The sequence below is a fragment of the Pseudoalteromonas sp. MIP2626 genome (assembly GCF_013414205.1).
Classification (GTDB): domain Bacteria; phylum Pseudomonadota; class Gammaproteobacteria; order Enterobacterales; family Alteromonadaceae; genus Pseudoalteromonas; species Pseudoalteromonas nigrifaciens.
This window is the reverse complement of the sequence record NZ_JAATTW010000003.1, coordinates 173,472-186,459: the sequence shown is the minus strand read 5'-3', so window position 1 is coordinate 186,459 and position 12,988 is coordinate 173,472. Positions and strand designations below refer to the sequence as shown.

11 protein-coding genes are annotated in these 12,988 nt (G+C 43.1%); all 11 read right to left on the bottom strand.

All coding sequences use genetic code 11. The annotated features are described in order from the left end of the window. The 11 genes from HC000_RS03685 to rsmH are packed head-to-tail and all read right to left on the bottom strand — an operon-like array spanning position 1 to position 12,963. On the bottom strand, positions 1–921 hold the full coding sequence (locus tag HC000_RS03685) for a D-alanine--D-alanine ligase (protein WP_011329150.1): 921 nt from the start codon (positions 919–921) through the stop codon (positions 1–3). Further along, a complete protein-coding gene (gene murC, locus HC000_RS03680; RefSeq protein ID WP_179806980.1) occupies positions 918–2,369 on the bottom strand; it encodes a UDP-N-acetylmuramate--L-alanine ligase in 1,452 nt (483 codons plus the stop codon). Before murC ends, HC000_RS03685 begins: the two co-directional genes overlap by 4 nt. Further along, positions 2,370–3,446 (bottom strand): undecaprenyldiphospho-muramoylpentapeptide beta-N-acetylglucosaminyltransferase, encoded by a 1,077-nt coding sequence (gene murG, locus HC000_RS03675; protein WP_179806979.1) that lies wholly within the window; start codon positions 3,444–3,446, stop codon positions 2,370–2,372. After that, a complete protein-coding gene (ftsW, locus tag HC000_RS03670) occupies positions 3,443–4,618 on the bottom strand; it encodes a cell division protein FtsW (protein ID WP_041454565.1) in 1,176 nt (391 codons plus the stop codon). The genes murG and ftsW overlap by 4 nt, the downstream gene beginning before the upstream one ends. Further along, entirely contained in the window at positions 4,615–5,955 is a 1,341-nt protein-coding gene (murD, locus tag HC000_RS03665) for a UDP-N-acetylmuramoyl-L-alanine--D-glutamate ligase (RefSeq protein WP_086993257.1), read from the bottom strand. Before murD ends, ftsW begins: the two co-directional genes overlap by 4 nt. After that, complete coding sequence (gene mraY, locus HC000_RS03660; protein ID WP_011329155.1) at positions 5,956–7,038, bottom strand: phospho-N-acetylmuramoyl-pentapeptide-transferase; 1,083 nt, start codon at positions 7,036–7,038, stop codon at positions 5,956–5,958. Beyond that, positions 7,038–8,420: a UDP-N-acetylmuramoyl-tripeptide--D-alanyl-D-alanine ligase gene (murF, locus tag HC000_RS03655; RefSeq protein ID WP_011329156.1), complete on the bottom strand. Its 1,383-nt coding sequence runs from the start codon at positions 8,418–8,420 to the stop codon at positions 7,038–7,040. The genes mraY and murF overlap by 1 nt, the downstream gene beginning before the upstream one ends. Continuing rightward, a complete protein-coding gene (murE, locus tag HC000_RS03650) occupies positions 8,417–9,895 on the bottom strand; it encodes a UDP-N-acetylmuramoyl-L-alanyl-D-glutamate--2,6-diaminopimelate ligase (RefSeq protein ID WP_011329157.1) in 1,479 nt (492 codons plus the stop codon). The genes murF and murE overlap by 4 nt, the downstream gene beginning before the upstream one ends. Then, complete coding sequence (locus HC000_RS03645; protein ID WP_179806978.1) at positions 9,888–11,705, bottom strand: penicillin-binding transpeptidase domain-containing protein; 1,818 nt, start codon at positions 11,703–11,705, stop codon at positions 9,888–9,890. The genes murE and HC000_RS03645 overlap by 8 nt, the downstream gene beginning before the upstream one ends. Next, positions 11,702–12,028 (bottom strand): cell division protein FtsL, encoded by a 327-nt coding sequence (ftsL, locus tag HC000_RS03640; protein ID WP_011329159.1) that lies wholly within the window; start codon positions 12,026–12,028, stop codon positions 11,702–11,704. Before ftsL ends, HC000_RS03645 begins: the two co-directional genes overlap by 4 nt. Continuing rightward, a complete protein-coding gene (rsmH, locus tag HC000_RS03635) occupies positions 12,025–12,963 on the bottom strand; it encodes a 16S rRNA (cytosine(1402)-N(4))-methyltransferase RsmH (protein ID WP_179806977.1) in 939 nt (312 codons plus the stop codon). Before rsmH ends, ftsL begins: the two co-directional genes overlap by 4 nt. Positions 12,964–12,988 lie beyond the last annotated feature (25 nt).

The window sequence follows — 12,988 nt, the reverse complement described above, 5'->3', positions numbered from 1 at the left end:
TTAAAGTGTTTGCTCCAAAATGCGAACAACTAATTGCTCAAAACTTGCACCATGTGCTTTTGCCGCCATAGGTACAAGCGACTTTTCGGTCATACCGGGTACTGTATTTACTTCTAATAAGTAAAAATTACCTTGCTGATCTTGCATTGCATCTACGCGTCCCCAGCCGCTAGCACCTACTAAATCAAATGCATCGAGTGCCATTGCTTGTAAGTGCTCGGTATCTGCAGGCGATAAATCTGCCGGGCAATGATACTGCGTGGTGGTTGCTTGATATTTAGCTTGGTAATCATAAAAACCATTGGGGGTTGTCATTTCGATTACTGGCAACACTTCATCGCCTAATACCGTTATGGTAAATTCGCGGCCACTGATCCACTGCTCAACTAGCACTTGGCTATCAAACTTAAACGCATTACTCAGTGCATCTTCAAGCTCTTGTGGCGTGCTTGCTTGTGCCATACCAATACTTGAGCCTTCGTGTGACGGCTTTACCATCACTTTTTTAAATTGCTGCATTATTGCCGCTGCATCAAAGCCTTTTTTGGCATCAACCACGGTATAAGGAGCGGTACTTAACCCTGCCGATTTAAATAAATGCTTACAACGCACTTTATCCATAGCCAGCGCTGAGCCTAGTACGTTACTGCCAGTATACGGCAGGTTCATAAATTCAAGCGCACCTTGCACTGTACCGTCTTCGCCACCACGACCATGCAGTGCAATGAACACTCTATCAATTGCTAACTCATTTAGCTCCCATAACGGGCGCTCTTTTGGGTCAAAGGCAATGGCGTTTATGCCATGATTTTGCAATGCATTTAATACCGCTTGCCCTGATCTTAATGACACTTCACGCTCTGCTGAGTTACCCCCTAACAGCACCGCTACTTTACCAAACTGCGTATTTAACTGTGTCATACTTCACCTTGTTTAAGTTTTTCTATCAACATACCCGTAGCGGCTAAGGTTTTTACTAATTGCCCTATGTTGCCAGCCCCTTGGGTTAATACTAAATCGTTATTTTGTAAGCAATCGGCTAATACGCTTGCCAGCTCTGCACTATTAGCTACGTGGCGGGGCTCTTTACCGCGCTGGCGTAAACTACGGCATAAGCTTTTACTATCTGCGCCTACAATTGGCTCTTCGCCAGCACTGTATACATCGAGTAGTAACAACTGATCAACCTCGGCTAATACCTTTACAAAATCTTCGTACAAGTCGCGAGTACGAGTAAAGCGATGAGGTTGATACACCATAACTAAACGCTTATCTGGCCAGCCTTCACGAGCAGCGGCAATAGTTGCGGCTACTTCTGACGGATGATGCCCATAATCGTCAACTAACATTACGCTGCCACGTTCGTTTTCAAACTCACCGTAGTGCTGAAAACGTCGGCCAATACCTTCAAACTTTTGCAATGCTTCTAAAATAGCGAAATTAGCAATATTTTGATCTTTTGCTACCGCTATAGCTGCAGTGGCATTAAGTGCATTATGCTTGCCTGGCATATTTAGCGTTGCGGTTAAGCTCTCGCCTTGTTTATTGGTTACCGTAAACTTGCACGTGTTTGCCGACTGGCTAAAGTCGCTCATGCGATAATCCGCATCGCTCGACTCGCCATAAGTAATCACTGGGCGACCAAAACGCGGTATAAGCTCGCTCGCGACTTCAGAGTCAATACACACTACAGCTAAGCCATAAAACGGCAGGTTATGAATAAAGTCCACATAAGTGTCTTTCATTTTTTCTAGGCTGCCGCCATAGGTTTCCATGTGATCTTCTTCAATATTAGTGATCACCGATACCATTGGCTGTAAGTGTAAAAATGAGGCATCGCTTTCATCCGCTTCGGCGATTAAAAAGTCGCTTTTACCTACTTTTGCATTGCTGCCGGCACTATTTAATAAGCCACCAATTATAAATGTTGGATCAAGGCCAGCTTGTGCATAAATACTGGCAATTAAACTGGTTGTTGTAGTTTTACCGTGTGTACCCGCAATAGCTATACCGTGGCGAAAGCGCATTAGCTCAGCGAGCATTTCGGCGCGGCGTACCACAGGTACTCTTGCGGCCTTGGCGGCTATAATTTCTGGATTTGTTTCATCAATAGCACTGGAAACAACCACTACATTGGCATCTTTTACGTTATTTTCGTGATGCCCAATAAACACCTCTGCACCGGCTTTAATTAACCTGTCTGTCATAGCGCTGTGCGCAATGTCTGAACCGGTAATCCTATAACCTTCAAACGCGAGTACTTCGGCAATGCCGCCCATGCCTGCGCCGCCAATACCAACAAAGTGGATGGTTTCAATGCGACGCATTGCTGGTCGTGTATATTGCTCTCTTATTGACGTTTGTTTCACTTATGCTCTCTTATTGGTTACTTGCTCACAGTGCATAGCTACGCTTGCTGTGGCATCTAAAATGGCTTGCTGTTTTGCATTTGCCGCCATTTCTTTAATTAATGAAGGTTTAGCTAAATATGGGCTTAAAAGCGCAACAATTGATTGTTGATTAAACTGCCCTTGTGGCATTAGTAATGCACCATTTGCCACAACTAAATACTGTGCGTTAGCTGTTTGATGGTCGTCCACCGCATGCGGAAAAGGTACAAACACTGCCATTTTACCAGCAGCGGCAATTTCACTCACAGTGAGCGCGCCCGAGCGGCAAATAACAATATCGGCCCAGCCGTAAGCTGTGTCTATATCATCTATAAATTCAGCTACTTTTGTATTTTCAGTGCTAAATTTATGCGACTTATAAGCAGCTTCAACACTGCCGAAGTGCCCTATACCCGTTTGGTGCCAAACACTTATAGCATTGGTATTACCCAGCTCTGCAAACGCAGCAGGCAAAGTTGTATTAAGTACTTGCGCCCCTAATGAGCCGCCTACCACTAAAATATTAATTGGGCTTGATACTTCTCGCACAGTAACATTTGCCACGCTTTCTCGCACTGGATTACCAACCAACTCGGCTTGCCCTGTAGCAAATGCACTTGGAAAAGCCGCCAATACCCGATTAGCAAACTTAGCAAGCCACTTATTGCTCATACCGGCAATGGCGTTTTGCTCATGTATCACCAGCGGAATACCTAAACTTTTAGCTGCAATACCTGTTGGGCCAGTTACATAACCGCCCATAGCGAGTACCACATCGGGCTTTTCGCTTTTCAATACTTTACGCGCTTGTAATATTGCATTAAGCACCATGAATGGGGCTTTAATAAGACGCTTTATTCCGTTACCACGTACGCCTTTTACATTAATAAAATTGATATCAATATTATGCTTAGGAACAACCGTTGCTTCCATTCTATCGGGAGTGCCTATCCAACTTACTTGCCAGCCTTGCTGCTTTAAGTAGTCGGCCACAGCAATACCCGGAAATATATGTCCGCCAGTACCACCGGCAACTACAACACACTTTTTACTCATCGCTTAGCTCCACCTGACGTGGCTTGTTTGGTCGCCATTTTAGTTTCAAAATCAACACGTAATAAAATACCAGCAGCAATTGTCATCATGAGTAAACTCGACCCACCGTAAGAAATAAACGGCAGTGTTAACCCTTTAGTAGGTAAAATACCCGCACTTGCGCCTACGTTCACCATGGTTTGAAAAGCAAACCAAATACCTATTGCCAACGCTAAATAGCCTTCGTATTCTTTACCATTTTTAAGCGCATTTTGGCCAATTAGTAAGGCTCTAAACACTAAGGTGCCTAATACTATTAATATGCTCGATACACCAACAAAACCAAGCTCTTCGGCTATTACCGCAAAAATAAAATCGGTATGCGCCTCGGGTAAGTATTGTAGCTTTTGTACGCTGTTACCTAGGCCTTGGCCAAACCAATCACCTTGACTGTAAGCCATTAACGATTGCACTAACTGATACCCTTTGCCAAATGGATCGTCCCACGGTTCTAAAAAGCCAATAACCCGCGCCATACGGTATGGTTCTAGCACTATTAGCCCGATAACCAAGGCAACACCGGTTAGAATTAATACAAAAAACTGCCAAAGTTTGGCTCCAGCTAAAAACAATAAACCCACGGTAGTTACAAACATAACGACCACAGTACCTAAGTCAGGCTGCATTAAAATTAATCCTGCATAAGCCGCAAATACTAGTATTGGCTTAATAAAACCTTTTATGTTTTCTTGGACTTCGCTACGTTTACGCACCAAATAACCTGATATATAACTAAAAAAGAATAGCTTAGCCAGCTCAGATGCCTGAATGTTAAACGGCCCTATGGGTATCCAACGAGTTGAACCGTTTACTTCTCGGCCAACAATAAGCACTATAAGTAATAAGCCTAAACCCACTAACAACAAGTACGGATTCGCTTTTTTCCACCAGCTCATAGGCACTGAAGTGGTGATCCAAAATAAACAAAACGACAAAGCTAAAAATATACCGTGCCGAATAGTAAAATGATAAATATTACCAAATAATCTGTCTGCTGTAGGCATAGATGCACTGGTAACCATGACAAAACCCACCCCCATTAACATCAGCATGCAATACAATAATGGTACATCGTAGAGCTGCGCCGAAGGCTTGGGCGTTAGTGCTTCTTTAATATCGGCAAAGGCCATCATGGCTGTTCCGCCATAACACATTGTATAAAGTCATCGCCGCGTTGCATGTAGTTATTGTACATATCAATACTGGCACAAGCTGGGGCAAGTAACACAATATTACCGGGCTCGCTTAATTGCTTAGCCAGTGTTACCGCTTCGCTCATATTATTGGTTAAATGGCTTTTATTGGTTAATGCCATTAAATCTTTGGCATCTTTTCCAAAGCAAATTAGCGCTTTAACATGCTGCTGTAAGTAAGGTGTAAGGGCGTTTAAATCGGCTCCTTTTGCATCCCCACCAGCAATAACTATTAATTGTTGGCCATTAGTTGCAAGGCTATCTATTGCAGCAATAGTAGCCCCCACATTAGTGGCTTTAGAGTCATTAAAGTATTTAACTCCAGCACGTTCAGCAACAAACTGACAGCGGTGTGCAAGGCCATTGAATTGGCTAAATGCTGTACTGTATTGTGCTTTACTAATATTAAACGGGCTAAGTAGCGCCATTACCGCAAGAGCATTTAAATAATTGTGCTTGCCGACTACCGCCAAGCTAGTTACTGGTAAAAAGGCTTTATTAGCCTGCATAAAATATGTTTGTTGCTGATATTCGCCAAGGCTGTAATCGCCCTGGTTAGCACCAAAACTTAATTGGGATTTTACTTTACTATGCGTGGCTTCGTCGTCTGCATTGGTTATCACTAAAGCTGCGTTATTATAAATACTCAGCTTGGAATCTATATAAGCTTGATAACTGGCGTAACGATCGAGGTGATCCTCTGAAACATTCAGCACGGTGGCGCTAATTGGCTGTAAACTTGTTGTGGTATCTAGCTGAAAACTAGACAACTCCAATACGTACACATCAACGTCGTTGTTACTTAAATCACTTTGTAGTAAATCAAGCACTGCGGTGCCAATGTTGCCACCTAATGCTGCTTTATAACCAGCAGCAAGTAATACCTGCTGCGCCAGTGTGACTACTGTGGATTTACCATTAGATCCCGTAACAGCAACCACAGGTTTAGTATTAATACGGGCAAACAACTCAACATCACCAATCACTTCAACGCCTGCGTTTATAGCTTTAGCAATTGCTGGAATTGTTAAGCTAAGGCCTGGGCTAATAATGATCATATCGCTGGCGCAAAGATCGGCACTGTCCAAATCACCAAAACGGGTAGTTAAGGTTGGCGTATTTTGTTTTAGCCAATCAATTCCCGGTGGGTTTATTCGGCTATCAACCACGGTTGGTGTTAAACCCTGAGACACTAAAAAACGCACAATGCCCAGACCGGTTACACCGAGTCCGAGCACTGTTATTTGTTTGTTTTTTATCTCACTTAAGTATCGCATTTATCGAATCTTTAACGTCGCAAGGCCAGCTAACACTAGCACGATTGAAATAATCCAAAAGCGCACAATAACCCGCGGCTCTGGCCAACCTTTTAATTCGTAATGATGATGGATAGGCGCCATTCTAAAAATTCGTTGCCCGCGTAATTTATACGAGCCTACTTGTAAAATAACCGACAAGGCTTCCATTACAAATACTCCCCCCATAATAATAAGCAGTAACTCTTGGCGAACTAATACGGCAATAATACCCAATGCACCGCCTAATGCTAATGAGCCTACATCGCCCATAAATACTTGCGCTGGGTAAGTGTTAAACCATAAAAAGCCCAGCCCTGCGCCTACTATTGCGGTACATACCACAACAAGCTCACTGGCCAGCGGTAAATATGGAATATGTAAGTAATTCGAAAAATTCACATTACCAGTTAAGTAAGCAATAATTGCCAGTGCTGCTGCCACTAAAATAGTGGGTACTATGGCAAGGCCATCAAGTCCATCGGTAAGGTTTACCGCGTTTGATGTTCCTACTAACGCAAAGTAGGTAATAACAATGTAAAACAAGCCTAGTTGCGGTAATACATCTTTAAAAAATGGTACAACTAACGAAGTTTCATTGGCTTGAGTGCTGGTAAAAAATAATGCACAAGCAACAACTAAGGCTATAACTGATTGCCAAAAATACTTCCACTTAGCAATTAAACCTTTAGGGTCTTTACGAATAACTTTTCGGTAGTCATCCACAAAGCCAACCACTCCTAACGAGCCAATAACAAATAACGTTGCCCAAACATATTTATTTGATAAATCGGCCCATAATAAGGTACTGGTAAAAATAGCCGCTAAAATCAATAAGCCACCCATAGTAGGTGTTCCTGATTTTGATAAATGCGATTGTGGACCGTCATCGCGCACTGTTTGCCCTATTTGCATACGTTGCAAAGCGCGAATTAACTTAGGCCCTAAATAAAGCGACATCATTAATGCGGTTAAAATCCCTAAAATCGCACGTAGGGTTAAGTACGAAAAAACATTAAAGCCCGTGTAATATTGGGTTAAATACTCTGCCAGCCAAACTAACATTAAAATACTCCATTGATGGCTTGTTGCTGGCCATTAACTAAATCGGTTACTAAAAGCTCCATGCGAGAACTGCGTGATCCTTTCACGACTATGGTGGTTTTTTTATCTACTTTTTTAATACTTGTTTGAATTTGTTGCAGCATTTGCTCACGGTTTGAAAAGTGCCTATTTGGCAGGCCATACACATCACTGGCATAGCGACTTAATACACCTAAAGTAAACAGCTCATTGATGCCTTGCTCTAATGCATATTCGCCTACTTCTTGATGATATTGACGTGCTTCTTCGCCAAGTTCACCCATGTCGCCCAGTGCTAAAATACGATGCCCTTGCATGTCACTTAGTAAATCAATGGCGGCTTTAACCGATTTAACATTGGCGTTATAGGTATCATCAACCACAGTTAATAAGTCAGAAACATTAATTAAATTAACGCGGCCTTTTACATCCCCCATGGTTGCCAGCGCATTGGCAATATCCTCAAGAGTGACATCAAACTCACTGGTTAGTGCTGCTGCAATAAGTGCATTACTAATATTATGCTTACCTGGTAGCGCAAGCTTAACCGGTATTTGTGCGTTTTTAGTGCATAGGGTAAAGCTAGCGCGAGCATTTTCATCTAGGCTAATATTTTCAGCCCAAATATCGAGTTTTTCACTGCTCGAAAAACGCGTTACTTTACGGCCATCGAGTTTATCTAGCCAATATTGGCTAAACTCACTGTCGCAATTAACAATGGCAACGCCATCATCTTTAAGCCCATCAAAAATTTCGCCTTTGGCTTTAGCCACACCCATTAAGCTGCCAAAACCTTCTAAGTGAGCGGCGGCTACATTACATACCACGGCAACATCGGGTTTGGTCATAGCGGTGGTATAAGCAATTTCACCTAAATGATTTGCACCCAACTCTATAACGGCAAAACGGTGTTGCGGCTCTAAGCGTAATAAGGTTAGCGGTACGCCAATATCGTTATTAAAATTACCTTTAGTAGCTAGTACATCGCCATGCACAGATAAAATTGCAGCGCACATTTCTTTTACTGTGGTTTTGCCAACGCTGCCAGTAATGGCAATAGTTTTAGGGGCTACTTGCGCCATTACTGCGCCGCCTATAATTCCCAATGCTAAACGGGTATCGGCAACTATAAACTGTGGAATATCAACATCAACTTTGTGCTGCACAATAACGCCAATCGCGCCATTTTGTTTTGCTTGGGCAATAAATTTATGACCATCAAAATTTGGCCCTTTTAGTGCTAAAAACACTTCACCACTGCAAATGCTGCGAGTATCTGTATTTATATTTAGCACTGGTTGATTATCACCTTGATAATCGGTTGCTAGCACGTTAGCTAGCCAATCAAAATCCATCGGGATCATGCTTGAGTCCCTCTTACTGCTTTTTTTAGTTGTTGTTGTACGTAACGGCGATCGCAAAAATCGATGCGCTGATCACCTATTATTTGATAGTCTTCATGGCCTTTACCAGCAATAAGAATAACCTCGTCTGCTTTGGCATTGCTTATAGCGTAACTAATAGCTGTTGCTCTATCGGCCTCTAAATAAGCTTTTGTTGGCTGCGCTAAACCTTGTGCTACATCGGCAATAATGGCGTCAGGATTTTCTGAACGTGGATTATCACTGGTAATAATAACCTTATCCGCATTTTGCTCTGCCGCTTGTGCCATTAATGCCCGCTTGCCTTTATCGCGGTCGCCACCACAACCAAATACACAACTTACTCCACCAGGCACATGCTGCTGTAATGCTTGCAGCGCAAGCGCAAGCGCCTCGGGTGTGTGAGCGTAATCAACAATACAGGTTGGCTTGCCTTTGGCGCTAAATGCTTGCATGCGTCCGGCTACCGGTTGCAATTGCGCACAGCCTGCAATTAATTGTGCTAGCGGATAACCTAGCCCCAATAAAGTTGCAAGTGCCGCAGTTAAATTATATAAATTAAATTCGCCAAATAACGGCGACTTTATAGCAATATCGCCCCAGCTTGTAGTTAATTGTGCTGCTATGCCTTGCGCTGAATAAGTAACGTCTGAAAAGTACACAAACTGTGCATTTTTAGGTGGTAAGTTTTTTCGCCCGTAACACACTAAACTGTTAAAGCTGTATTTTTCGAGCCACTGATCTGTTTGTCCATCATCTTGATTAAGAACCACAAGTTCAGGCTCAAAGTCTTTAAACAACATTAGCTTAGCATCACCATAACGCGCCATGTCACCATGGTAGTCGAGGTGATCGCGCGATAAATTAGTAAATACCGCCGCTTTAAATTGACACTGTGCAACCCGCTGCTGTACTAATCCGTGGGATGACACTTCCATCGCCACCAGCTTGGTATTTTGCTGCTTTAAATCATTTAAAATTCGTTGTAAATCAACCGACGATGGCGTGGTATTTATTAGTGGTGTTAGATTATCTGGATGACCATAGCCTAAGGTGCCAATAATGGCCGACTGGCTGTTACAAAACTGCGCTAAATGAGCGATCATAGCCGTGGTGGTCGATTTACCGTTTGTACCTGTCACACCAATTAAATCAAGCATGTGGCTTGGCTGCTGGTAAAAGCGACTCGCCAGCTCAGGGAGCTTTTTAGTCAGCTCTGACACTAAGTAAAGTGGCTCAAAACTAGTTTCAAATTCGCATAATCTGTCGGCAATAATTGCAACCGCGCCATTTTCAATTGCCTTCGCAATAAATTGTCCGCCATCTAATTGATGACCTTTAATTGCCACAAATACATCACCGGGCGTTACTTCCCGGCTATCAAGGCGTAGGTGCCCTACCTGCTGCGAGGGGGCATCTATCTCTATATATTTTAAAATTGCTTTTAAATCACGCATCGTTCTCTTTACCTTTTACGTACGCTACCTCTTCCTTATCGGGCGCTACGTTTAATATTCTTAATGCGTTAGAGACGATTTCTGCAAATGCAGGGCCAGCAGTGGCACCTCCATAGTACACATCGCCGCCGGGTTCGTTAATCATCACTACCACTGCTAATCTAGGATTACTTGCAGGTGCAATACCGGCAAAGTAGCCTACATATTCGTCACCGTAGCCACCAACAGCTGCTTTTTTAGAAGTACCTGTTTTACCAGCAGCTCGATAACCATCTACGTTAATTCTGCGCGCTGTACCGTCTTTTTCAAATACACTTTCCATCATGTGTACAACCGCTTCTACGTCTTTTTGTTTAAAAACACGCTCCCCCTCAGGGATGTCATCTTGCTTTAAAATGGTTAATGGCCGATTAATTCCGCCTGCGCCTAACATGGTGTAAAAACGTGCCATTTGCGCGGTACTTACCGCAATAGCATAACCAAATGATAATGTAGCAATTTCGAAGTCAGACCAACGGCGATTTGGATAAAACAACCCACTGCTTTCACCCACCATACCGGTGCCAGAATCCGATCCAAATCCTACCTTTTGAAATAATCCCACTAAATAATCTTTGGGTACCAACTGAGTTACTTTAGCAACGCCCATATTTGAGGAATATTTTAAAATTTCGCGCAGCGTCATCTCACCGTGGTTACGGGTATCTTGTACTAAGCTGCCGCCTAATCGCATCCAACCTGGGTAGGTGTCAATGGTGTCATCGGCCTTAATTGCGCCGTAGTCTAGCCCAGCTAAAATGGCTAGAGGCTTAACGGTTGAACCTGGTTCAAACAAATCTGTAATAGCACGGTTACGGCGCTTATGCGGGGCAGCGTCATTTAAATTATTAGGATTAAACGATGGGCTATTTACCATAGCCAATACTTCGCCGGTTTTAACATCTACCACCATGGCAGAGCCAGATGTGGCTTTATAAGTAAGCACTGCCGATTTTAGTGCTTTGTAAGCAATACCTTGAATGCGCTGATCAATACTTAAGTGAATGCTTTCGGGCTCTACACGCTCTCGCTCGTCAAGTACTGCAACTTCACGGCCTTGGGCGTCTTTACGAATTGTACGACGGCCTTCTTCACCTGTAAGGGCATTTTCGTAAAGCTTTTCTATGCCTTCAATACCCTTACCATCAATATTTGTGAAGCCAATAATATGCGCAGTTACTTCGCCTGCGGGATAATAGCGTTTTGACTCGTCGAGTAAATGAATGCCTGGTAGGCGTAAATCACCAATGTAATTTGCCACTGCGGGGGTTACTTGACGCTTTAAATATACAAAGCGGCGCGTTGGATCGTTTAGCAAGCGTGAGTTTATTTTTTTAGGTTCTAAACGTAAAACATCGGCAAGCTCACGCCAGCGCAAATCGTTTTTATAATAAAGTGCAGTACGCTTATCTAGCTCAGCAATATTTTCTGCTAATGCTTGGTGATCTTCACCATTTTTACGTGCTTGCCTTAGTACTTTAGATACCAATGATTTGTGCAGTGCTTTGGGGTCTGCATACACACTCACTACAGGTACACTTACCGCTAATTCTTTACCATTGCGGTCAAATATCATGCCTCGTTGTACATGCAGTTTTTCAACTCGCACCGTACGCTTATCGCTTTCTGAGCGGGCTTTATCTGGTTCTAATATTTGCAAATAAGCAGCACGGGCTACCAGTGTTACAAACACTAAAAACACCACTGCGCAAACTAAAGTAAAGCGCCATGTGATTAAATTATTAACCGGTTTTTTGCCGCGAGTTCTCATTGTAGTATTATCACCTGCTCATCTTGGCTGGTTGGCCGTTTCATTTTTAACTGCGATATAGCAACTTCTTCAATGCGCGCATGCTGAGAGTAAAACTCTTCTTCTACTAATAAGTAACGCCACTCTAAATCTAATTCGTCGCGTTGTTGCAGTAACGAGTCTTGCTCGATAAGTTGCCCTCGCGCAAGGTGCGTTATTTGCACCAAAGTTAAACTAGAAGCGAGTATCACAACCAATAAGGCCGAGGTAAGCTTATTAGCACCTAGGCCTTTAATTATTTCAAAAAATAAATTAGGTTGACGATAGCTCGCTTTTTTACTCATCCCAGCCTCTGCGCAATCCTAAGTACAGAGCTACGTGAACGTGGGTTACGCTCTACTTCTGCAGCGCTTGGCTTAATGGCTTTACCCACAGCTTTTAATGTCAAATTTTGATTTATTTGTGCGTCAGTTAAAGGTAAACCTCGAGGTAGCGTCTCGCCACGGCTTTGCTTTCTAATAAATTGTTTTACAATACGATCCTCTAAAGAGTGGAACGAAATAACAACTAAGCGACCACCTGGCTTAAGAACTTTAATCGCAGATTGTAATGCTGTTTGAATTTCTTCTAATTCACTATTTATATAAATGCGAATAGCCTGAAAAGTTCGTGTAGCTGGGTGTTTAAATTTATCTTTAACCGGTACCGCTTCATCTACCAAGTCGGCAAGCTGCTTAGTGGTGGTAATTGGCGTATGTTCGCGAACTTCCAGCACTTTGTGCGCAATGCGCTTACCAAACTTTTCTTCACCTAGTTTTTTAATAACATGGGTAATATCGTCAAGTTCAGCTTCGGCCAGCCACTGTGCAGCACTGCGCCCTGTGGTTGGATCCATGCGCATATCTAGCGGGCCATCTTTCATAAAGCTAAAGCCACGCAGTGCATCGTCAAGCTGTGGCGACGACACGCCAATATCAAGTAAAATGCCATCAACTTTGCCAATCAGATCGTTTTGCTCAGCCACATCGTATAGGTTTGAAAAGCGTGTATGAGCAATTGCAAAGCGTGGATCATCTACAAATTTTTCAGCCGATTTAATTGCTTGTGGATCTTGATCTATGGCCTGTAGGCGACCTTCACTACCAAGGCGCGCTAATATTTGACCTGAATGACCGCCACGTCCAAAAGTGCCATCCATGTATATACCGTCTGGCTTAATTGCAAGTGCATCTATGGTTTCGTCCATAAGCACGGATACGTGTTCAAATTGTGCTGTCATTAGCTATTGTTTGCCTTTTATTGTG